At 73.3% G+C, this 21,650-nt stretch carries 20 protein-coding genes and 1 tRNA gene; 6 read left to right on the forward strand and 15 right to left on the reverse strand.

What is annotated here, in order from left to right:
• Nucleotides 1–97: 97 nt before the first annotated feature.
• The 9 genes from hpnD to ACH4K4_RS02200 all read right to left on the reverse strand — a co-directional run bounded on the left by hpnD (nt 98) and on the right by ACH4K4_RS02200 (nt 9,466).
• Complete coding sequence (gene hpnD / locus ACH4K4_RS02160; RefSeq protein WP_398164126.1) at nt 98–1,075, reverse strand: presqualene diphosphate synthase HpnD; 978 nt, start codon at nt 1,073–1,075, stop codon at nt 98–100.
• Nucleotides 1,072–2,022, reverse strand: a complete 951-nt coding sequence (hpnC, locus tag ACH4K4_RS02165) for a squalene synthase HpnC (RefSeq protein WP_398164127.1) — start codon at nt 2,020–2,022, stop codon at nt 1,072–1,074. Before hpnC ends, hpnD begins: the two co-directional genes overlap by 4 nt.
• A 424-nt stretch (nt 2,023–2,446) precedes the next feature.
• Nucleotides 2,447–3,244, reverse strand: coding sequence for an ABC transporter ATP-binding protein (locus tag ACH4K4_RS02170; protein ID WP_398164128.1), 798 nt, complete (start codon nt 3,242–3,244; stop codon nt 2,447–2,449).
• Nucleotides 3,237–4,166 (reverse strand): ABC transporter permease, encoded by a 930-nt coding sequence (locus tag ACH4K4_RS02175; RefSeq protein ID WP_360123356.1) that lies wholly within the window; start codon nt 4,164–4,166, stop codon nt 3,237–3,239. Before ACH4K4_RS02175 ends, ACH4K4_RS02170 begins: the two co-directional genes overlap by 8 nt.
• Nucleotides 4,167–4,245: 79 nt before the next feature.
• A complete protein-coding gene (locus ACH4K4_RS02180) occupies nt 4,246–5,118 on the reverse strand; it encodes a glycosyltransferase family 2 protein (protein ID WP_398164129.1) in 873 nt (290 codons plus the stop codon).
• 14 nt (nt 5,119–5,132) lie between these two features.
• Nucleotides 5,133–5,912, reverse strand: coding sequence for a CDP-alcohol phosphatidyltransferase family protein (locus ACH4K4_RS02185; RefSeq protein WP_398164130.1), 780 nt, complete (start codon nt 5,910–5,912; stop codon nt 5,133–5,135).
• Entirely contained in the window at nt 5,890–6,951 is a 1,062-nt protein-coding gene (locus ACH4K4_RS02190; RefSeq protein ID WP_398164131.1) for an iron-containing alcohol dehydrogenase family protein, read from the reverse strand. Before ACH4K4_RS02190 ends, ACH4K4_RS02185 begins: the two co-directional genes overlap by 23 nt.
• Nucleotides 6,939–7,676, reverse strand: coding sequence for a sugar phosphate nucleotidyltransferase (locus ACH4K4_RS02195; RefSeq protein WP_398164132.1), 738 nt, complete (start codon nt 7,674–7,676; stop codon nt 6,939–6,941). The genes ACH4K4_RS02190 and ACH4K4_RS02195 overlap by 13 nt, the downstream gene beginning before the upstream one ends.
• Complete coding sequence (locus ACH4K4_RS02200) at nt 7,673–9,466, reverse strand: DUF5941 domain-containing protein (RefSeq protein WP_398164510.1); 1,794 nt, start codon at nt 9,464–9,466, stop codon at nt 7,673–7,675. The genes ACH4K4_RS02195 and ACH4K4_RS02200 overlap by 4 nt, the downstream gene beginning before the upstream one ends.
• Before the next feature lie 697 nt (nt 9,467–10,163).
• Between ACH4K4_RS02200 and ACH4K4_RS02205 the strand changes: the two genes are divergently transcribed.
• A complete protein-coding gene (locus ACH4K4_RS02205; RefSeq protein ID WP_398164511.1) occupies nt 10,164–11,084 on the forward strand; it encodes a cation diffusion facilitator family transporter in 921 nt (306 codons plus the stop codon).
• 57 nt (nt 11,085–11,141) lie between these two features.
• The gene (gene idi / locus ACH4K4_RS02210) at nt 11,142–11,750 is read left to right on the forward strand and encodes an isopentenyl-diphosphate Delta-isomerase (protein ID WP_398164133.1); all 609 of its coding nucleotides are present in this window, start codon (nt 11,142–11,144) and stop codon (nt 11,748–11,750) included.
• Here the strand turns inward: idi and ACH4K4_RS02215 are convergent.
• The 4 genes from ACH4K4_RS02215 to ACH4K4_RS02230 form a co-directional block, all read right to left on the reverse strand.
• The gene (locus ACH4K4_RS02215) at nt 11,725–12,222 is read right to left on the reverse strand and encodes an ATP-binding protein (RefSeq protein WP_398164134.1); all 498 of its coding nucleotides are present in this window, start codon (nt 12,220–12,222) and stop codon (nt 11,725–11,727) included. The genes idi and ACH4K4_RS02215 overlap by 26 nt on opposite strands.
• A 105-nt stretch (nt 12,223–12,327) precedes the next feature.
• Entirely contained in the window at nt 12,328–12,987 is a 660-nt protein-coding gene (locus ACH4K4_RS02220; RefSeq protein WP_398164136.1) for an HdeD family acid-resistance protein, read from the reverse strand.
• Between the two features lie 117 nt (nt 12,988–13,104).
• Nucleotides 13,105–13,178: transfer RNA gene (locus ACH4K4_RS02225), tRNA-Met, on the reverse strand.
• 65 nt (nt 13,179–13,243) lie between these two features.
• Entirely contained in the window at nt 13,244–14,896 is a 1,653-nt protein-coding gene (locus ACH4K4_RS02230) for an ABC-F family ATP-binding cassette domain-containing protein (RefSeq protein ID WP_398164137.1), read from the reverse strand.
• Nucleotides 14,897–14,951: 55 nt separating this feature from the next.
• Here ACH4K4_RS02230 and ACH4K4_RS02235 point away from each other — a divergent pair, with 55 nt between their 5' ends.
• The gene (locus ACH4K4_RS02235) at nt 14,952–15,704 is read left to right on the forward strand and encodes an enoyl-CoA hydratase/isomerase family protein (RefSeq protein WP_398164138.1); all 753 of its coding nucleotides are present in this window, start codon (nt 14,952–14,954) and stop codon (nt 15,702–15,704) included.
• A gap of 189 nt (nt 15,705–15,893) precedes the next feature.
• Nucleotides 15,894–17,987: a hypothetical protein gene (locus ACH4K4_RS02240; protein WP_398164140.1), complete on the forward strand. Its 2,094-nt coding sequence runs from the start codon at nt 15,894–15,896 to the stop codon at nt 17,985–17,987.
• Here the strand turns inward: ACH4K4_RS02240 and ACH4K4_RS02245 are convergent.
• Entirely contained in the window at nt 17,971–18,609 is a 639-nt protein-coding gene (locus tag ACH4K4_RS02245; protein WP_398164141.1) for a DJ-1/PfpI family protein, read from the reverse strand. The genes ACH4K4_RS02240 and ACH4K4_RS02245 overlap by 17 nt on opposite strands.
• A 66-nt stretch (nt 18,610–18,675) precedes the next feature.
• Complete coding sequence (locus ACH4K4_RS02250) at nt 18,676–19,644, reverse strand: GlxA family transcriptional regulator (RefSeq protein ID WP_398164143.1); 969 nt, start codon at nt 19,642–19,644, stop codon at nt 18,676–18,678.
• Between the two features lie 168 nt (nt 19,645–19,812).
• Between ACH4K4_RS02250 and ACH4K4_RS02255 the strand changes: the two genes are divergently transcribed.
• Together ACH4K4_RS02255 and ACH4K4_RS02260 are read left to right on the forward strand one after the other, a co-directional pair.
• Nucleotides 19,813–20,682: a hypothetical protein gene (locus ACH4K4_RS02255; RefSeq protein WP_398164145.1), complete on the forward strand. Its 870-nt coding sequence runs from the start codon at nt 19,813–19,815 to the stop codon at nt 20,680–20,682.
• Between the two features lie 99 nt (nt 20,683–20,781).
• Nucleotides 20,782–21,519 (forward strand): SAM-dependent methyltransferase, encoded by a 738-nt coding sequence (locus tag ACH4K4_RS02260; protein ID WP_398164146.1) that lies wholly within the window; start codon nt 20,782–20,784, stop codon nt 21,517–21,519.
• Nucleotides 21,520–21,650 lie beyond the last annotated feature (131 nt).

The following is a 21,650-nucleotide window of genomic DNA, read 5'->3' on the forward strand; positions in this document are numbered from 1 at the left end:
GTCAGGGACGCAGCGGACGGGCGGAGGGTTGCCCGCCGCTTGTTCCGTCGTACGGCCCGTGAGCTGGGCTCCCCCGCCTCGCCCGTCTCCTGGCACCTCATCCGCGCCTCCTGGCCGGCGGCCGGCCCGCCGCCCTGGCCGCCTGGCGGCGGCCGATGGCCCGTGCGTCGAATCCCGACAGGCCGCGTACGGCCACGAACGCCTTCTCCCGGCCGGGCAGCGAGACCCGGCCGCGGAGCACGGCCGCCGGGTCCGCCGCGATCCTCGACAGGAGGCGGTGGTAGATGCCGGCCATGGCGGCGACGCAGGCCCCGCTGCGCCGGTCGAGCATGGGCAGCAGCCTGAAGCCCTGGTCGAACAGCGCGCGGGCGCGCCTGACTTCGAAGTGGACGAGTCCGGTGAAGTCCGCGCCGGGCGGCGGGACCGGACTGTGGAAGCCCACCGCGCAGCCGAACTTGGCGAGGTCGTCGGAGGGGAGATACGTACGGCCGTTTCCCGCGTCCTCGCGAACGTCTCTCAGGATATTGGTCAGTTGCAGGGCCAGCCCGAGCGTATCGGCGTACTCGGCGGCGCGCTCGGCGTCCGGCGCGCCGGGCACGGTGCCGAACACCCCCAGCGAGAGCCGGCCGATCGCCCCCGCGACGCAGCGGCAGTAGGCCTTCAGGTCGTCCCACGTCTCGTACGTCTCGCCGCGCACGTCCATCAGGACGCCGTCGATCAGCTCGTCGAGCCCGCCGAGCGGGATCGGGAAGCGCCGGGCCGCGTCGGACAGCGCGACCGCGACCGGGTCGGTGTCGTCCTCGTCGACCGCGCCGTCCTGGATGCGCCCGAGCAGGGCGCGGGTCTCCTCCAGGCGCTGCTGCTTGGCGGCGGCTTCGAGCACGCCGTCGCCGATGTCGTCGACCCGGCGCGAGAAGGCGTAGAGCGCGGACATGGCCTGCCGCTTGTCGGCCGGCAACAGCCGGATGCCGTAGGCGAAGTTACGCGCCTGCTGCCCGGTCACGGCCTCGCAGTAGCGGTACGCAGCGAGCACCGGCGCGGACGTGTGTGCGAAATCCTCCACGGTCCGACTCACCCCTCTCTTCGCAATGTCGCCCCCACCTCGCGCAGCAGACTGAGCTTGGTCGGCTTGGGCGGTCCAGGGAGTACGTCGTGGTCGGCGGCGGCGACCGCCCGGAGTGCGGCACGTCCGCCGGCGACGAAACCGGCGAGCAGCAGTTTGAGCCTGCCGTGGACGCTACCCACCAGCGGGGTGCCTTCATTCAGCAGTTCGCGGGCGCGTTCCGCCTCGTACGCGATCAGCGCGCGCACCGGTGCGCCCCCCGTGCGGGCGGCGAGGTCCGCCTCCGTGACGCCGAAGCGCCGCATGTCCTCGCCGGGCAGGTAGATCCGGTCGCGGGCGAGGTCCTCGGCGACGTCCTGGAGGTGCTCGACGATCTGCAGCCCCGTACAGACGGCGTCCGAGCGCCGGACGCGCTCGGGGCTGGTGGTGCCGGTGATGCCCAGGACGAGCCGGCCCACGGGGTTGGCGGACAGCTCGCAGTAGGCGAGCAGGTCCCCGTACGCCGGGTAGCGGCCGACCCGCTGGTCCTGCCGGTTGGCCTCGATCAGACGCAGGAAGGGCTCCGGCGTCAGGCCGCAGCGGCGCACGGTCGGGCCGAGGCGGCGCATCAGGGGGTGCAGCGGGCCGGGGGCCCGGTCGCTGAAGACGCGGTGCAGGTCCGCCTCCAGCGCGTCGAGCAGCGCGACGCGGTCTCCGCCTTCGGCCGCGCTCGAACGGTCCAGGCCGAGGAGTACGGCGTCCTCGCCGCCGGGCGCGAGGTCGCCGTCGCCGATGTCGTCCACGAGCCGGGCGAAGCCGTAGACGGCCATCAGGTCCCCCCGCCAGGCACGGGGCAGGAAGAACGGCGCCACCGGGAAGTTCTCGTGCGCGGCCTTGGCCAGGACGGTGCGCGACGCCGCGTCGCCCCGGCCGTCGTCCGGCGCACCGGGCCGGACGGGGACGCCGCGCGCCCGCGTCATCCCTCGGCTCACCGGAGGCTGCCCGGCGCGTTTCGGAGCCGGAGAGTTCCAGTAGCCATTGCCGTCACGCCTCCCGTTCTACACCGCCAAGCCAAAACATCCCATTTCGGACACGCCGCATGCCGCGACCGGCCCGATCGGACCCCGATCGCCAGGACGGGTAAGCATTGCCCGACTTGTGCCACTTGTGCTGTTCAGTACCCGTACAGCTTACGCCGTACATCTCTCCCGCGTCCGAGGGGGTACCGAACCGCGAAGCAACGATCCGGTCAACATCCAGCCAGCCCGAACTGTTCCCGGATCCAGCGGAGTTGACCAACTGTTAACGATCAGCAGACCGGCGGACAACCTTCGGCGGCCGGCCCGCCAACGATCAACGGCCCCCGCGAGCCGGACTCGCGGGGGCCGTGCGGCGCGCTGCGGGCTACTTGCCCGACTCCTTCTCGTACGCCTTGATCACTTCGTCCGTCGGGCCGTCCATCAGCAGCTCGCCCTTCTCCAGCCACAGCACGCGGTCGCAGGTGTCCCTGATCGACTTGTTGTTGTGGCTGACCAGGAAGACCGTACCGGCCTCCTTGCGCAGCTCGCGGATGCGGGCCTCGGAGCGCTTCTGGAAGGCGCGGTCGCCCGTCGCCAGCGCCTCGTCGATCATCAGGACGTCGTGGTCCTTGGCCGCCGCGATGGAGAAGCGCAGCCGCGCCCCCATGCCGGAGGAGTACGTGCGCATCGGCAGCGAGATGAAGTCGCCCTTCTCGTTGATGCCCGAGAAGTCCACGATGCTCTGGTAGCGCTCGCGCACCTGCTCGCGGGACATGCCCATCGCCAGACCGCCGAGGACGACGTTCTTCTCGCCGGTCAGGTCGTTCATCAGGGCCGCGTTCACGCCCAGCAGCGACGGCTGGCCGTGCGAGTAGACCCGGCCGCGCTCCGCCGGCAGCAGGCCGGCGACGGCCTTGAGCAGCGTCGACTTGCCCGAGCCGTTGGAGCCGATCAGGCCGATCGACTCACCGCGGTAGGCGGTGAAGCTGACGCCCTTGACCGCGTGCACCTCGCGCACGCCGCTGGAGGGCTTGCGGCGGATGATGCGGTTCAGGGCCGCGGTGGCGCTGCCCTTGCCCGCTCCGGTGCCGTACACCCGGTACACGATGTGCAGGTCGTCCGCGATCACGGTGGGGACGCGGTTCCCGTCCGCCGTCTGCACGGCGTCCTCTTGCTCAGCCACGGCCGTACCGCTCCTCAGCCTTCCAGAAGTACACGAAGCCGGCGATGCCCATCACCAGCGCCCAGCCCAGGGCCAGCGGCCACACGTGCGGGGGCAGCTTGTCCGAGGTGAAGCTGTCGATCAGCGCGAAGCGCATCAGGTCGATGAAGATCACGGCCGGGTTGCAGTCCAGCAGGACGTGCACGAAGGCCGGGACCGCCTTCTCCTTGAGGATCACGTCGATGCTGAACATCACGCCGGACGCGTACATCCACGTCCGCATGATGAAGGGCATCAGCTGCGCGAGGTCGGGGGTCTTGCTGCCCAGCCGGGCCATGACCATCGCGAGGCCGGTGTTGAAGACGAACTGCAGCACCAGGGCCGGGATCGCCAGCAGCCAGGACCAGGTGGGCACCTGGCCGTAGCCCAGCAGGATGAGGACCAGCACGCCCATCGAGAAGAGCAGCTGCTGAAGCTGCATCAGGCAGAACGAGATGGGCAGGCAGGCGCGCGGGAAGTGCAGCGCGCGCACCAGTCCCAGGTTGCCGGAGACCGCGCGGGTGCCGGCCATCACCGAGCTCTGCGTGAAGGTGAAGATGAAGACGCCGGTGACCAGGAAGGGCACGTAGTCCTCGACACCGCGGCTGGTGCCGATCAGCAGGCCGAAGATGAGGTAGTAGACGAGCGCGTTCAGCAGGGGCGTCACCACCTGCCACACCTGGCCCAGCTTCGCCTGGCTGTACTGCGCGGTCAGCTTCGCGCTGGAGAAGGCGCGGATGAAGTGCCGCCGGTCCCACAGCTGCCGCACGTACTCCGGCAGGCTGGGCCGCGCGCCGCTCTGCGTGAGCCCGTACTTGCGGGCCAGCTCGGCACGGGACAACCCGTCGTCGGGTGTTGGCGGGGCACTCATGGCGACCGCACTGTCGTGCGTAGTCTCGCTCACTGTTGACACTTTCGTCCTCAAGGTGCGCTGCCGGGGTCGCGCCCCGGGTTCGCGCCTGATGCTCTCAGATACGAGCTTGTCAGATGACGGGCGGGCGGCCCAGCCGGGTCAGGCGCCAAACGGTACGCCACTTCATGGGACGCCTGGGACCACAGGGAGTGGCCCAGCCCTCCTTGAAGCCGCCCAGCCACGCGCGCAGCGCGGGCCGCGAGGGGCGCCGGGCGAGGGTGAGCAGGAACCAGACACCGAGATAGACCGGAACCAGCGGAGCCGGAAGGTTGCGGCGGGCCAGCCAGACCCGGTTGCGGGCCACCATGCGGTGGTAGACCGCGTGCCGGCTGGGGGCGTGCGTGGGGTGCAGCAGCACCATGTCCGACCGGTAGTCGATCAGCCAGCCCGCGTCCAGGGCCCGCCAGGCCAGGTCGGTCTCCTCATGGGCGTAGAAGAAGTCGTCGGGCAGCCCGCCGACCTCCTCGAAGACCTTCGTACGGACCGCGTTGGCGCCGCCCAGGAAGGTGGTGACGCGGGAGGACCGCATCGGGTCGGAGGCGCGCAGCCGCGGCACGTGCCGGCGCTGGGTCTCGCCGGTGTCCGGGTCCGCGATGCGGAAGCTGACGATGCCCAGCTTCTTGTCGCGGGCGAACGCCTCGCGGCACAGTTCGGCGGTGTCCGCCCGGTCCAGCAGCCCGTCGTCGTCCAGGAACAGCAGCACGTCCACCTCGCTGCCCCCGGGGCCGAAGGCCTCGATGCCGACGTTGCGCCCGGCCGGGATGCCGACGTTCTCCGACAGCTCCACGGTCCGTACGCCCTCGGGCAGCGGCGGCAGCGGCGAGCCGTTGCCGACGACCACGACCTCGATGGGGTCACCGTGCTGCTTGGCGACCGAGTCGAGCAGCGCGCGCAGCTCGTCGGGGCGGTTGCCCATGGTCAGGACGACAGCGCCGACCTTCATCTCTCGCGCCCCCGTCACTTGAGCCTGCTGGAGGCGAGGATGGACACCAGGTGCAGCGCGGTCTGCAGCAGCGCGATACCGGCCATCACCGCGACACCGAGCCGCGAGAAGAACAGATCGCCCCTGGCCGAGTCCACGATCGCCAGGACCAGGATCACCAGCGACGCCTCGATCCCGAGGATCAGCCGGTGGAACTTGAGCGCGGCGGCGGCCTTGCGGGCCAGCGCCATCCCGGACGAGCGCGGCTCGGACGCCGACTCCTTGACCGGCGGCAGCCCGCCCTGGTGGCGGGCCACGCCGACCAGGTCGGTCTCCGCCTTGATCAGGATCGCGCCGAGGGCGGCGAGGGTGCCGAGGAAGGCCCACAGCCAGTCGATCCGCCCGGAGCCCCACAGGTCGGCGGCGCGCAGGCCGAAGCCGACCAGCACGGCGGCGTCGGTGAGGTAGGCGCCGACCCGGTCCAGGTACACCCCGCCGAGCGAGAACTGCTTCTTCCAGCGGGCGACCTCGCCGTCCACGCAGTCGAGCAGCAGGTAGAGCTGGACCATCAGCACGCCGAGCACGGCCCCCCAGATCCCCGGCACCAGCAGGGCCGGGGCCGCGAGGACGCCGAAGAGGGTCATCACATAGGTCAGCTGGTTGGGCGTGATCCTGGTGTTCACCAGGTACCGGTCGCAGCGCAGCGAGATCTCCCGCATGTACAGGCGCCCGGCCCAGTGCTCACCGCTGCGCCGGTCCTTGACACCCGCGGGGTGCACGACCGGGCGGAGTTCAGCTACTGACGGCTTGTGCATAGTCGGCGTATGCGTCCCTGATCTGGTCGGTGGACAGGTCGAGGTGTTCGAGGATCGTGTAGCGGCCGGGGCGGGTCTGCGGCGCGAACTCGACGGCCTTGACGAACTCCTCGTCACTGAAGCCGATCTCGCCGGGCGTCACCGGCAGGCCGTGCCGCCGCAGCACCTCGATCATCAGCGCGCAGGTCTCCTTGTCCCCGCGCAGGTGCGTGGCGAAGGCGGCGCCGAGGCCGCACTGCTCGCCGTGGCTCGCCGCCCGCTTGGGGTAGAGGATGTCGAAGGCGTGGTTGATCTCGTGGCAGGCGCCGGAGGCCGGGCGGCTGTCGCCGGCCACCGACATCGAGATGCCGGTCAGGACCAGGCCCTCGGCCAGCACCTGGAGGAAGCCGTCGTCGCCGACGCCACCGGGGTGGCGCAGCACGGCCTCGCCGGCCTGGCGCGCCATGGCGGCGGCCAGCCCGTCGATGTTCTCGCCGGTCTCGCGGTGCGAGAGCTCCCAGTCCGCGACCGCGGAGATGTTGGAGATCGCGTCGCCGATCCCGGAGCGTACGAAGCGGACCGGGGCCTCGCGGATGACGTCGAGGTCGATCACCACGGCGATCGGGTTGGGCACGCCGTAGGAGCCGCGGCCCGCGTCGTTGTCGAGGGTGGCCACCGGCGAGCACAGGCCGTCGTGCGACAGGTTCGTCGCGACGGCGACCAGCGGCAGGCCGATCCGGGCCGCCGCGTACTTCGCACAGTCGATGATCTTGCCGCCGCCCAGGCCCACGACCGCGTCGTAGTGGCCCTTCTTCATGGCGTCGCCGAGCTTGATCGCGTCGTCCAGCGTGCCGCCGCCGACCTCGTACCAGTCGGCGCCGGGCAGCGCGGGGCACAGCCGCTCCCGCAGCCGGGCGCCCGAGCCGCCGCTGATGGCGACGGCGAGCTTCCCGGACGCGGAGATGCGCTGATCGGCCAGCAGGCCCGCCAGGTCGTCCAGTGCGCCGGCGCTGATGTCAACGACGACCGGGGACGGAATCAGGCGGGTCAGTACCGGCATGCGATCTCACGGCCCTTCGCGAGGTCGTCGTGGTTGTCGATCTCGACCCACGCGACCTCGCCGATCGGCGCCACGTCCACCTTGAAGCCGCGGTTGACCAGCTCCTGGTAGCCGTCTTCGTAGTACAGGTCGGGGTCGCGCTCGAAGGTGGTCTTCAGCGCGTCCGCGAGTTCCTCGGCGGCCGAGCCCTCGATGAGGGTGACACCGATGTACTCGCCGGTGGCCTCGGCGGGGTCCATCAGCTTGGTGATCTTCTGGACGCCCTTGTCGGGGTCGACGACGACCTTCATCTCCTCGTCGGCGAGCTGCTTGGCGGTGTCCAGCGCGAGAATGATCTTCTTGCCGTCGCCGCGGGCGGCGAGCAGCGTGCGCTCGACGGAGACCGGGTGCACGGTGTCACCGTTGGCGAGGATCACGTCGTGCTTGATCGCGTCGCGGCCGCACCACAGGGAGTAGGCGTTGTTCCACTCCTCGGCCTTGTCGTTGTCGATGAGGGTGAGCTTGAGGCCGTACTTGGCCTCCAGCGCGGCCTTGCGCTCGTACACGGCCTCCTTGCGGTAGCCGACGATGATCGCGACCTCGGTGAGACCGATCTCGGCGAAGTTGCCGAGCGTGAGGTCCAGGATGGTCGTGTCGCCGTCCACCGGCACCAGGGCCTTGGGCAGGGTGTCGGTGTAGGGACGCAGACGCCGTCCGGCGCCGGCGGCCAGCACGAGGCCGATCATGCGGGTTCTCCTTCATCGTGTACGGCGGGTGCTTGGGAGGACACCCAGAAACGGATGCTCTCCACGAGCACCAGCAGCGCCAGGACCAGTGCCAGGACCGTCAGCGCGATTGTGAAACCTGAGCCGTGCAGCAGGGCCGCCAGGAGGACAACGAGCAGCGTGCGCCCCTCGTGCCCGCCGGCCGCCCGCACCAGCCAGCGCGGCGGGGCCCCCGTGCCGACGCGGATCCGGTAGACGGTGTCGTAGTGATGGTAGGCGACCGCCGCGACCAGGCCGAACGCCGCGGGCAGCGCCTGGTCGGCGTCCGAGCGGGCCGCCACGACCAGGATGGCGACGTACTCGCCCGCCCGGAACAGCGGCGGCACCAGCCAGTCGAGCGGGCCCTTGAGCGGGCGGGCGACGGCCTGGCCCGAGAAGAGGGCGTAGATGACCGCGACGACCACGGTCGTCCACGTCACGGGCCCGTCCTGGAAGATCACCCAGGTCAGCAGGCAGGCGGCGCCGAGGAAGGCCATGACGGGGGCGGTGAAGGAGCCGCCGCTGCCGCCCCGGGCGAACAGTGCGGCGAGCGGCCCGGAGTCGGCCAGGTCGGCGAGGGCGCCGGCGGCGCGGTCGGTGCGCCGCGCGCGCCTGGTCAGCGAGCGCAGCACGCGGCCTGCCGTGGTGTAGCAGGCGGCCAGGGCGCAGCCGGCGAGCAGCGCGTAGAAGACGATGCGCGGGGTGGTGCAGGCGGTCAGTACGGCGATCATGGCCCAGCGTTCGCCGATGGGCAGCACGATCATCCGGCGCACCCAGACCGTCCAGCCGACGCTGTCGAGCCGGTCGGACAGCGCCGCGGTGGGGCTGGTGTTGCCGGTGGCGTCGTGGTTGGCCTCGTTGAAGGAGAAGTCGACGACATGCCGGCAGGTCTGGAGCACCATGGCCCCCAGAGCCAGCGCCCACACGTCGTCGCCGCCCCGCGCCGCGCCGAGCGCGAGGCCCGCGTAGTACGCGTACTCCTTCGCGCGGTCGAAGGTCGCGTCGAGCCAGGCGCCCATCGTCGAGTACTGGAGCGAGTAGCGGGCGAGCTGCCCGTCGGTGCAGTCCAGGACGAAGGAGAAGATCAGGAGCAGTCCGGCGGCGATGAAGCCGCCGCGGCTGCCGGTGGCCGCGCAGCCCGCCGCGATCACCGCGGTGAGCAGCGACGCCGTGGTGACCTGGTTGGGGGTCAGGCCGCGGCGCGCGCACCAGCGGGCCAGGTAGCGGGAGTACGGGCTGATGCAGAAGGTCGTGAAGAACCCGTCGCGGGCCTTGACGGCGGTACGCAGCCGTACGGCCTCGTCGTCGACGGCGGCGACGGCCTCCTCGGCCGTGGCGCGCTCGGCGGGCGTCAGCGGGACGGTGGCGACCAGGCTGCCCAGCTCGACGCGCTGCGGCGCGGCGTCCCCGGCCTCCATGGTCTCGGCGAACGCGTCGGGGAGGACGTCCACGCGGTAGCGGGTGCCGGGGCCCGCGGGAACCGCGGTGGCGGCGCGCTGGAGCGCGGCGCGCGCCTCGGGCTGGGCCGTGACGGCGCCCGGCACGGCCGCGGCCGGGAAGCGCGGGTCGGTCAGCGCCAGCCGGAGGCTGTGCAGGTGGCCCACGAAGCGGGGATCGACGAGGGCGACGCGTTCATCGGCCGGCACCGCGGCGAGCGCGTCGGCCACGGCCGCGGCACCGTCCGCCGTACGGACGTCGAAACCCAGCGAGCGCAGGTCGGCTTCGAGCGACGACCCGGCGACCGGCTGACCGGTGAGGATGGCGGTCGACAGACGAACTCACTCCTTGGAAGCTGGCAAGGCCGCGCCGGTCGGTCCGCATTCGATACGGGCTACCCGGGCAGCGGGCGTGGCACACCTGGACCCCCGAGGGGGTGGGTGGGCACGTCGGCAGAGGCTATCGGATCGCCGGATGCGGCCGTTCACCGCGCATTCACCGCTCGACCGAGTGACCGACGGCTGCGCCTGCCGCGATCATCATGGTGGATCAACGCACTCAGGAACAACTGACCCCCGGACGGCTGCTCTGACATCGCGCCGGTTATGGGGCCACTGGCCAGCTGTGGGCGGAATGCCCCGGGGCGACAGGGGTGGGCGGGGGCGTTGGGGGTTGGGCGGGGGCGGGGGCCGCCGGGCGGGGTGGCGGGCAGGGCCGGGGCGGGGTGGCGGGTGGCCGCGGGGTGACGCGCGGGCGCGGGGTGGTGGGCGACGCCCGGGCGAGGTGGCCGCCGGGCGGTGCCCCTACAGGCCAAATCGAACCTCACGTTCCCCCACCGGGGGCTTACCCAGCGGAGGCGGACGGGAAGCGGGGCGGGCCGGGAGCGTTGCCGTCGTGGCGTGTTTTCGCAGGTCAGCGCATGACAACGGTGTTCAGTGCCGCGTTGCCACATACCCCCCACCCGTAGTTCACTTCAAGGGTCACCGGCGTCCGCCGGGTGGCGTGGGAGCGACGCTCCGGGAGGCGTACGGCATGGGCGCGGGACACGGGCACGGGCAGACCGGCACCGCGGCGGCCGCGTACCGGGGCCGGCTGCTGGCGGCACTGGCCCTGACGGCGACCGTCATGGCCGCCCAGATCGTCGGCAGCGCGGTCACCGGCTCGCTGGCGCTGCTGGCCGACGCCGGGCACGCGGCCACCGACGTGGTGGGGCTGACGATGGCGCTGGTGGCCATCCGGTTCGCCAACCGGCCGCCGTCGCCGCGGCGTACCTTCGGGCTCGCGCGTGCCGAGATCCTCGCGGCGGTGGCCAACGCCCTGCTGCTGTTCGGTGTCGGCGGTTACGTGCTGTGCACGGCGGTCCCCCGGTTCTTCCGCCCGGTGGAGATCGAGGGCGGCGCGACCATGGTCTTCGGTGCCGTCGGGCTGCTGGCGAACCTGGTCTCGCTGGCCCTGCTGATGCGCGGGCAGCGCGAGAGCCTGAATGTGCGCGGCGCGTTCCTGGAGGTGGCGGCGGACGCGCTGGGGTCGGTGGCGGTCGTCGTGGCGGCGCTGCTGGTCACCCTGACGGGCTGGTCGGCCGCCGACCCGATCGCGTCCCTCGTGATCGGTCTGATGATCGTGCCGCGGACCTGGAAGCTGTTCCGGGAGTCCCTGGACGTCCTGCTGGAGGCGGCGCCGAAGGGCTTGGACATGCGGGAGGTACGGGCGCACCTGCTGGCGCTGCCGGGCGTGGCGGACGTACACGACCTGCACGTTTGGACGATCACCTCCGGGTTGCCGGTGCTCTCCGCCCACGTGGTCGTCGACCGGGGGACGCTGGACGAGGCGGGCCACGAGAGAATGCTGCACGACCTCCGGAGCTGCCTGAGCGGCCACTTCGCCGTCGAACACTGCACTTTCCAGCTCGAACCGCCGGGGCACGCGGTGCACGAGGCGAAGCTCTGCCACTGATGCGGGCGCGGCTAGGGCAGACTTGAGCGGGCGAGGAGACCGACGACAAGGATGGGCATGCCGATCACACCTGCCAACGGACAGACCGCCGGGACCACGGAGGCGAACCCACCGGTCGCCGCCGAACCGATCTTGCTGGAGCTGGTCGACGAGGACGGTACGACGATCGGCACCGAGGAGAAGCTCACCGCGCACCAGCCCCCCGGTCTGCTGCACCGGGCGTTCTCGGTCTTCCTCTTCGACGACCGGGGGCGGCTGCTGATCCAGCGCCGGGCGCTGGGCAAGTACCACTCCCCCGGCGTCTGGTCCAACACCTGCTGCGGCCACCCCTACCCCGGGGAGACCCCGTTCGCCGCCGCGGCGCGGCGCACCGCCGAGGAGCTGGGCCTCGCACCGACCCTGCTCGGCGAGGCCGGTACCGTCCGCTACAACCACCCGGACCCGGAGTCCGGGCTGGTGGAGCAGGAGTACAACCACCTGTTCGTGGGGCTGGTGCAGGCCGCGCCGGCGCCGGACCCGGACGAGGTCGGCGAGATCGCGTTCGTGACGCCGCAGGAGCTGGCCGAGCGGCACGCGCAGGCGCCGTTCTCGGCGTGGTTCATGACCGTGCTGGACGCGGCCAGGCCCGCCGTGCGGGAGCTCACCGGACCCGCGGCGGGCTGGTAGTCCCGCCCACCGGGGCGAGCGGCAGTTCGGCCCAGACCGCCTTGCCGCCGCTCGCCGTGTGCTGCACGTCGCACTTGCCGCCCGCCTCGACCGTGAGCATCTTGACCAGCCACAGGCCGCGGCCGCCGACGTCTCCTTCGTCCGCCTCGACGGCCTTGGGGCGGTACGGGTGGTCGTCCTCGACGGCGACCCGGACCCAGTTGGCGCCGACGGTGACCTCGACGGTGATCTCCGGGGAGAGCAGCGCGGCGTGCTGCACGGCGTTGGTGACCAGTTCGGAGACGATCAGCAGCAGGGCGTCGACGATCTCACCGGCTGCCGGTACGCGCTGCCCGGCGAGCAGGTCCCGGACCGCGTGGCGCGCCTGGGGCACCGACGACTGGAGTGCCGGTGCGGTGAAGCGCCAGACACCTTCGTACGCGAACGGGGCGGCCAGCTCCTCGGGGGGTTCGGCGGGGGGTCCGGAAGGCATCCTCACCCTCCGAGTGTTGGTACTGAGCTGGTCCGTACCGACCCGCTGAACAGAAGTCAGCCTGTATCGACGCCTTCTGACCGATTCCGCAATCAGTGATCGTCTCTACGACTGGTCCTGATCTTTTTGTTTGCTGTTCAAGGACTGCCCGGAAGCAGCAGAACCACCCGCCACCATGCCGACGATCCGGCGGCCACCGACGCCCATGGCGATCAGGCCGAGCCCGTCGAAGAGCAGCGCGAGGGAGAAGAAGCAGCCGATCACGTACCGGCTGCTGTGCGGCCAGTCGCCGAGCACCAGCACGCCCAGCAGGATGCCGAAGGCCCCCTGCACCAGCGTCCAGCCGAACTGCGGTCCCCGTACGACCGCGCCGCCGACCAGCCGGAAGACGCCGCCGGTGAGGAAGAGCAGCGCCGCGAACATCGTCAGCCCCGCCGCCGCGACCTCCGGCTGCCGGATGACGACCACGCCCGCCGCGATATTCAGCGCGGCCACGATCGCCGCGAGCCAGAAGAAGCCGGCCCCGCGCGACTGGATCGCGTGCAGCAGCCCCACCACGCCGCCGACCAGCAGCAGCCAGCCGAAGAGCAGCATCGAGGTGAGGGTGGCGAACCCGACGTACGCCAGGCCCACCAGCCCCGCGATCACCAGGACGGCCCCGAGCACCGCGAGCAGCCCGAAGCTGCGTTTCAGCTCGCCCGCCGGTCGTGTCCGCTGGGAGGGTTCCCGCGCCGGGGACTTCGAGAATCTGCTTCTGCCGGCCATCACGGCCCTCCTCACAGACGCCTTTGTCCCGGTATACCTCCTCTGAAGGCAGATGGCAGCGCGCACAAACGACGGCAGGCCCGGCGCTTGTGAAAAGCGCCGGGCCTGCCGTGGAAGTAGCGGGGACAGGATTTGAACCTGCGACCTCTGGGTTATGAGCCCAGCGAGCTACCGAGCTGCTCCACCCCGCGTCGGTGAACCCGACTCTACGGGGCGACCGGGCCGAGCACCAAATCCGCCGGTCGGCCCCGGTCTCTCACACCGTCCGCTCGGTGACCCGCCCGGACGCGACCTCGACGCGGCGCGTGGTGTCCACCGCTTTCAGCATCCGCCGGTCGTGCGTCACCAGCAGCAGCGTGCCCCGGTAGGAGGCGAGCGCGGACTCCAGCTGCTCGATCGCCGGCAGGTCCAGGTGGTTGGTCGGCTCGTCCAGGACCAGGAGGTTCACGCCGCGGCCCTGCAGGAGGGCGAGGGCGGCGCGGGTCCGCTCGCCCGGGGAGAGCGTGGCGGCGGGCCGCAGTACGTGGGACGCCTTGAGCCCGAATTTGGCGAGCAGCGTCCGTACGTCGGCCGGGGACATCTCCGGTACGGCGGCGCGGAAGGCGTCCGACAGCGGCTCGTCCCCGAGGAAGGCGCCGCGGGCCTGGTCGACCTCGCCGACGACGACGCCGGGGCCCAGGGAGGCGTGCCCGGCGTCCAGCGGCAGCCGGCCCAGCAGGGCGGCGAGCAGCGTGGACTTGCCGGAGCCGTTGGGGCCGGTGATCGCGACCCGGTCCGCCCAGTCGATCTGGAGGTCCACCGGGCCGAAGCGGAAGTCCCCGCGCCGGACCTCGGCACCGCGCAGGGTCGCCACCACCGCGCCCGCTCGGGGCGCCGCGGCGATCTCCATGCGCAGCTCCCACTCCTTGCGCGGCTCCTCGACCACCTCCAGGCGCTCGATCATGCGCTGGGTCTGCTTGGCCTTGGCGGCCTGCTTCTCGGTGGCCTCGACCCGGGCGTTCCGGCCGATCTTGTCGTGGTCGGTGGCCTTGCGGCGGGCGTTCTTGACGCCCTTCTCCATCCAGTTGCGCTGGAGGTGGGCGCGGGCCTGGAGGGCGGCCTTGGTGTCCGCGTACTCCTCGTAATCCTCGCGGGCGTGCCGCCGGGCCCGCTCGCGCTCCTCCAGGTACGAGACGTACCCGCCGCCGTAGGTGTTGACCTGCTGCTGCACGGGGTCCAGTTCGACGACGCGGTCGACCGTGCGGGCCAGGAACTCGCGGTCGTGGCTGACCAGGACCGTGCCGGCGCGCAGGCCGGTGACGAAGTCCTCCAAGCGCGCCAGTCCGTCCAGGTCCAGGTCGTTGGTGGGCTCGTCCAGCAGGAAGACGTCGTAGCGGGAGAGCAGCAGCGAGGCGAGGGAGGCGCGGGCGGCCTGGCCGCCGGACAGGGAGGTCATCGGCTGGTCGAGGCCGACGGCCAGGCCGAGCTGCCCGGCCGTCTCCTCGGCGCGTTCGTCGAGGTCGGCGGCGCCGAGCGAGAGCCAGCGCTCCAGGGCGGTGGCGTACGCGTCGTCGGCGCCCGGCTTCCCGTCGACCAGGGCCTGGGTGGCGGTGTCCAGGGCGGTCTGGGCCGCTGTGACGCCGGTGCGGCGGGCGAGGAAGGCGCGTACCGACTCCCCGGGGCGGCGGTCGGGCTCCTGCGGGAGGTGGCCGACGGTGGCGGTGGGCGGGCTGAGGGCCAGCCGGCCTTCCTCGGGGGTGTCCAGCCCGGCCAGCAGGCGCAGCAGCGTGGACTTGCCGGCGCCGTTGGCGCCGACCAGGCCGACGACGTCCCCGGGGGCGACCACCAGGTCGAGGCCGGAGAACAGGACGCGCTCGCCGTGGCCGGCGGCGAGGGACTTGGCGACGAGGGTGGCAGCGGTGTCAGACATCAGGCCGCCGATCGTATCGGGCTGCCCGCCGGCCGGTCGCTCTAATATCCGGGGCATGGAACCGGGCATCGTCACGCACGTCAGCGGCGGCACAGCGACCGTCACCCTCGGCAACCCCGCCAAGCGCAACGCCATGACGACGGGGATGTGGCGGGAGCTGCCGCCGCTGCTGGAGCGGCTGGCCGCGGACCGTGCCGTACGGGTGCTGGTGCTGACCGGCGCGGGCGACACCTTCTGCGCCGGCGCGGACATCGGGTCGCTGCGCGGGTCGGCGGGGGCGGAGAAGGGGCTGGCGACGGCCGCGGAGGAGGCGCTCGCGGCGTTCCCGAAGCCGACGCTGGCGGCGATACGCGGGTACTGCGTCGGCGGCGGTTGCCAGCTGGCGGCGGCGTGCGATCTGCGGTTCGCGGAGGAGGGGGCCTTGTTCGGGGTGACGCCCGCGAAGCTGGGGATCGTCTACCCGGCCTCCGCGACCCGGCGGCTGGTGCGCCTGGTGGGGCCGTCGGCCGCGAAGTACCTGCTGTTCTCCGGTGAGCTGATCGACTGTGCGCGTGCGCTGCGCACCGGGCTGCTGGACGAGGTGCTGCCGGAGGGCGGGCTGGACAAGCGGGTGGCCGGGTTCACGGCCGTGCTGGCGAGCCGGTCGCAGCTGACGCAGGCAGCGGCGAAGGAGTTCGCGGACGGTGCCGCCGACGCGGAGCGGGAGGCCCACTGGGAGGCGCAGGCGCGCGGCAGCGGCGACACCGCGGAGGGTGTCGCCGCTTTCCTCGAACGCCGGACGCCGCGTTTTACCTGGTCGACGAGGTGATGTGGGCCGCGGGGAGACGTTCGGGCCGCTTCGCCGTCCGTCGCCGGCGCCGGGCGCCTCCCCCCGAGACGCCGGTTGGACCGACACCAGGAAGCTACCGGCGGCGGGCGGCCGGAAAGCAGCCCGTCACGGGTCCGCTGCGCGTCCGACGAGGGTCCGTTCCGGCCGCTTGGGCCACATACTTGTCGGGTGACCGACCGGTTGGGCGACCGGCTCGTGGCGGCGCGCGAAGAGGGCTTTGCCGGCCGCCGCGGTGAGTCCGCGGCCTTCGGCGCGCTGCTGGCCGCCGGGCGCGGCGCGGTGGTGTACGTGCACGGCCCCGGTGGCATCGGCAAGACCACGCTGCTCCACCACTTCGCCCGGCTCGCCAGGCGCGCCGGGCGGCCCGCGGTGTGGCTGGAAGCGGCCGAAGTGCGGGCGGAGGGGCCGGTGTTGGGGGAACGCGTTCCGGACCGGCCCGGCCTGGTGCTGTTCATCGACGGCCTGGACGACCCGCGCGAGGCGCGCGACACCGTGCACCGCGAGCTGCTGCCCCGGCTGCCCGCCGACGCGCTGGTCGCGCTGGCCGGCCGGGCGGCGCCGCCGCTGTCCTGGCGCCTGGACCCGGCATGGCAAGGGCTGCTGCACCTGCTGCCGATCGGTCCGCTGGACGAGGCGGACAGCCGGGACCTGCTCACCCGCCGCGGTGTGCCGCGTGCCGTCCAGGACCGGGGGCTGGCCTTCGCCCGCGGCTATCCGCTGGCGCTCGCGCTGGTGGCGGACGTCGCCGCGCACGGCGGCGAGGCGGTGGGGCCGGGTCCTTTGCCGCAGATCGTGCGGGCGCTGCTGACCAGCCTGCTCGAAGCGGTGCCCACGCCGCTGCACCGGGCCGCGCTGGAGGCGTGTGCGCAGGTGCTCTCGACGACCGAGCCGCTGCTCGCCGCGCTCCTCGGAGTGGGCGACGCCCGGCCGTACTTCGACTGGCTGTGCGGGCTGTCCGCCGTGGAGAGCGGGACGCGCGGGGTGTATCCGCACGACCTGGTACGGGACGCGCTGGACGCGGAGCTGCGCTGGCGCGATCCGGAGCGCCGGGCGGCGCTGCACCGGCGGGCGAGCGCGTACTACCAGCGGCTGTTCACCCAGGCGGACGACCGGGCGCGGCAGCGGGCGGTGCTGGCGGACTTCGCGTACCTGCACCGGGAGAGCCCGGTTGTCGGGCCGCTGCTGGAGCCGGTGGCGCGGGGTGGCGCCGGGGCGGCCCGGCTGGACCGGCTCACCGTCTCGCCGGGCCCGGTCGCGGGCGGCGAGCTGGTGGCGGCGTGCACGATCGCCGCGATCCACGAGGGCATCGAGGCGGCCGGCCTGGTGCACGACTGGTCGCTGCGCCCGGAGGCCGAGACGTACACCGTGCGCGGTCCGGACGGGGTGGCGGCGGGCTTCTACACGCTGATCAGGCTGGCCGGCGTCCCGCCGCGCGGCGGCCCAGACGATCCGGCGGTGCGGGCCGCCTGCGGCTGGCTGGCGGCGCACGGCGCACTGCGCGGCGGGGAACGGGCGTTGCTGGTGCGCTTCTGGATGAGCCGCGACGAGTACCAGGCCGTCTCCCCCGTGCAGACCCTGATCACGCTGCGTCTGACCCACCACTACCTCACGGGCGACCGGCCCGCGCTGACGCTGCTGCCGTTCGCCGACCCGGAGTTCTGGGAGCCGGACTGCGCGTACGTGGACTTCGCCCGGCTGCCGGCGGCGGACTTCACGTCCGGCGGGCGCGGCTTCGGGATGTTCGCGCACGACTGGCGGCGGGTGCCGGGGCTGGCCTGGCTGTCGATGCTGACCGAGCGGGAACGGGCCGAGGACCCGTTCGCCGTGGCCCCGCCCGTGGTGCCGGACCCCTTGCGCGTCCTGGACCGGGACGCGTTCGCGCAGGCCGTACGGGACGCGCTGCGCGGCCTCGCGCGGCCGGACGGCCTGCGGGGCTCCCCGCTGCTGGGGACGCGCCTGGTGGCCGCGCGGTGCGCGGCGGACGAGGCGGGGGCCGGGGAGCGGGCGGCGGCCCTGCGGGACGCGGTGCGCGCGGCGGCGGCCGCGCTGGAGGCGTCGCCGCAGGACCGCCGGGCCTTCCGGGCGCTGCACCACACGTATCTGCGTCCGGCGGGCAGCCAGGCGCGTGCGGCGGAGCTGCTGCGCCTGCCGATGACGACGTTCCGGCGTCATCTGGCCGCCGGGGTCGGCCGGCTGACGGAGCTGCTGTGGCAGGAGGAGCTGGAGGGCGGCGGCCCGCCGGAGGTCAGCCGTCCGGAATGAACCGGCTCCGGGCCCGCATCGCCGCGGTGATCCCGGCGGGGGCCTTCTCGGGCGAGCCCGCGTCGTACGGCGGTTCCGGGTCGTATTCGATGCCGAGCTGGACGGTCTGCGCATGGGTGTCACCGGCGATCCGGCCCACCAGCGCGAGGCCCATGTCGATGCCGGAGGACACGCCCGCCGCCGTCACGTACTTGCCGTCGAAGACGACGCGCTCGCCGGTCGGTTCGGCGCCGTGGGCGGGGAGCCGGTCGAGCGCGAGCCAGTGGGAGGTGGCGCGGCGGCCCTTGAGGAGGCCCGCGGCGGCGAGCAGCAGGGAGCCGGTGCAGACGGAGGTCGTCCAGGTGGTACGGGTGTCCACGGCGCGCAGCCAGTCGTGCAGCGGCCCGTCGTCCATCAGCGCGGCCTGGCCGGTGCCGCCGGGGACCACGAGCACGTCCGGGGCGGTGACCTCGGACAGCACGGCGTCGGCGGTCAGCGCGAGGTCGCCGCTGCCGGTGCGGTGCTCGCCGGTGCGCTCGGCGACGAAGACGGTCTCGGCGCCCGGGAGGCGGCTGAGGGTCTCGTACGGGCCGATGGCGTCCAGGGCGGTGATGCCGTCGTAGAGGAGGATGGCGATCTGCATGGGGTGCCTTTCGGTGGCGGGCGTGGTGAAGAGGCCGGGGTGTGGTGGCGAGGCCGCGGCGGGTGGTCAGGGGAACGGCGGCGGGGCCGCGGGCCGGAAGCGGCGGCGGTATTCGGCCGGTGCGGCGCCCAGCGTGCGCAGGAAGGCGCGGCGCATCGCCTCGGGAGTGCCGTAGCCGCAGCGGCGGGAGATGCCCTCGACGCCGTCGGCGGTGTCTTCCAGGAGGCGCCGGGCGGCCTCCAGGCGCACCCGGTCGACGTAGCGGCCGGGTGTCATGCCCACCTCGGCGCGGAAGGCGCGGGCGAAGTGCCGGGGCGACAGGCCCGCGCGGCCGGCGAGGGTTTCCACGGACAGGTCGGCCGCCGGGTTCTCGGTGATCCACTGCTGTACGTCGCGCAGCGGGCGCCGGTCCGCGGTCTGCGCGGCGAGCTGGGCGCTGAACTGGGTCTGGTTGCCGGGGCGGCGCAGGAAGACGACCAGATGGCGGGCGACGGCCAGCGCGAGGTCGCGGCCGAGGTCCTCCTCCACCAGGGCCAGGGCGAGGTCGATGCCCGCCGTCACTCCGGCGGAGGTGGCCACGTCGCCGTCGCGTACGTAGATCGGCTCCGGATCGACCCGTACGGCCGGGAAGGCGGCGGCCAGCTCGGCGCACCGGGACCAGTGGGTGGTCACCCGGCGGCCGTCGAGCAGCCCGGCCGCGGCGAGCAGGAACGCCCCGGTGCACACCGACACCGTGCGGCGGGCCCGGGGCGCGTGCAGCCGCAGCCAGTCGACCAGGCGGGCATCGGGTTCGCGGGCCCCCCGCCCGCCGGGCACGAGCAGGGTGTGCGGCGGCCCCGCGGCGGGCAGCGCGAGGTCGGGGGTCACGGTCAGCCCGCTGCCCGTACGGACCGGGGCGCCGTCGAGCGAGGCGGTGCGGACCGGGTAGGCGCCGGGTACCCGCAGGGCCGCCTGGGTGAAGACCTCCAGCGGGCCGGTGACGTCGAGGCTCTGCACGCCGTCGAAGAGGACGACCAGCACGTCGCGCTGTTCCATGGCGCCCATCCTGCGGGGGCGTTCGCGATGGCGGCAATGACGAATAACCCACCTTTACGGCCATCGGCGCCCGCGTGGACGCCCTGGACGGCCGCCGGGCGCGGTCGCGCGCAGGCCCGCCGCGGGCCTGCCCTCCCCTCCATACCAACGGGTCGGTAACCTGCGGGCATGACCACGACCTCGCTTCCCGCGCGCGCCGGCCGACACTGTCACAACGTCGTCAACCCGCTGCACTCGACCGTCTACTTCTCGCCGGACCTGCCGGCCGAACTCGCCGAGCTCGGCGTGGAGGACCCCAGCGCCGCCTACTTCGTCGGCCGGGCAGCGGCCATGGGCCCGGTGGGCCCCGGCACCGTCGCCGCGACCTTCTACAACTTCTCGTACGACCTCATCGCCCGGCACATACCGCGGATCTGGTCCGTCGCCACGCCGGAGGACGTGCTCGCCGCCCGGCTGCGGGCCGCCGACCGCACGCTGCGGCGGCTGCTGGGCGACGCGGCGGTGGAGTCGCCGGAGATGGCCGAGGCGGCGCGGCTGGCCCTGCGCGCCGCCGAGGCGGGCGCCCGGCACGCCCGGCCGCTGTTCGCCGCGCATGCCGACCTGCCGGTCCCGGAGGCCCCGCACCTCGCCTACTGGCACGCGGCGACGCTGCTGCGCGAGCACCGCGGCGACGGCCACCTGGTGGCTCTGCTGGACGCCGAGCTGGACGGCGTGGAGGCGCTGGTCACGCACACCGCCAGCGACCGCGGCGCGAGCCGCAAGTGGGTGCTGGCGACCCGCGGCTGGTCGCTGGAGGACTGGCAGGCGGCGGAGGAGAGGCTGCGCGGGCGCGGCCTCCTGGACGGTGCGGGTGCGCTGACCGAGGCGGGCACCCGGCTGCGCGCGGACCTGGAGGACACCACGGACCGGCTGGACAGGGCGCCGTACGAGCACTTGGGCGCGGCGGGCGTGGCCCGGCTCACCGAGCTGGCCGCCGGGTTCACCCAGACCGCGGTGGAGGCGGGCGCGTTCCCCGCCGACCTCTTCGGCAAGGGCTGATCCGGCCGGGGTGACGACACCGGCTCCCCGGCCTGGCGGTGTCCCGCGCACGAGGAAAACCGGGTGCGCGGGACCGGCCGCCGCTGCCAGGCTGCGCCGATGGACCGTCAGCGGATCTCCCGGATCGCCCATGCCCGCCACCCGGTCGCGTCCCCGCTCGACGACGACTCGGTACGCCTCCTCCTGGAGCACGGCGTCCCGCGTGGCGACGAGCGCGTACTCGACCTCGGCTGCGGCGGCGGGGAGTGGCTGCTGCGCGCGCTGGCCCGGTACCCGCGACTGCGGGCCGAAGGGGTCGACGTCAGCGAGGTCTCCCTGGCGGACGCCCGCGCGGCCGCGGAGGAGCGAGGGGTGGCCGGCCGGCTCGTCCTGCACCACGCGGACGCCGCGGAGTTCGCCGCCCCGCACGCGTTCGACCTGGTGGTCAGCGTCGGGGCCGCACACGCCTTCGGCGGCCTGCCGCCGACCCTGGCGGCGGCGCGGCGGCACCTGGCTCCCGGCGGGCGCGTCCTGGTCGGTGACGGGTTCTGGGAACGCACGCCGTCCGCCGAGGCCGTGGAGCTGCTCGGCGACTTCGCCGACCTGGCGACCACGCTGGAGCGCGTCACCGCCGACGGGTGGACGCCGGTCCACGGGCACGTCAGCACCCGCCGGGAACTGGACGCCTACGAATGGTCCTGGACGGGGTCGCTGGCATCGTGGGCGCTGGACCGCCCCGCGGGGCCCGACCGCGACCAAGCGCTCGCCGCGGCCGACGCGCACCGTACGGAATGGCTGCGCTGCTACCGCGACAGCTGGGGCTTCGTCAGCCTGGTCCTGCGCCGCACCGCCGGCTGAACGCCTGCCACACGCCCGGCCGTACGCCCCGCACGTACCGCCCGTCGTGCGTGCGGCTTCTCACACCTCGCCGCGGTGGCCCGGGTCGCGCGACAGTGCGGCCCGGCAACCTGCACAATGCAGGCTCAAGC

The organism is Streptomyces sp. NPDC017529, assembly GCF_044329785.1.
Taxonomy (GTDB): domain Bacteria; phylum Actinomycetota; class Actinomycetes; order Streptomycetales; family Streptomycetaceae; genus Streptomyces.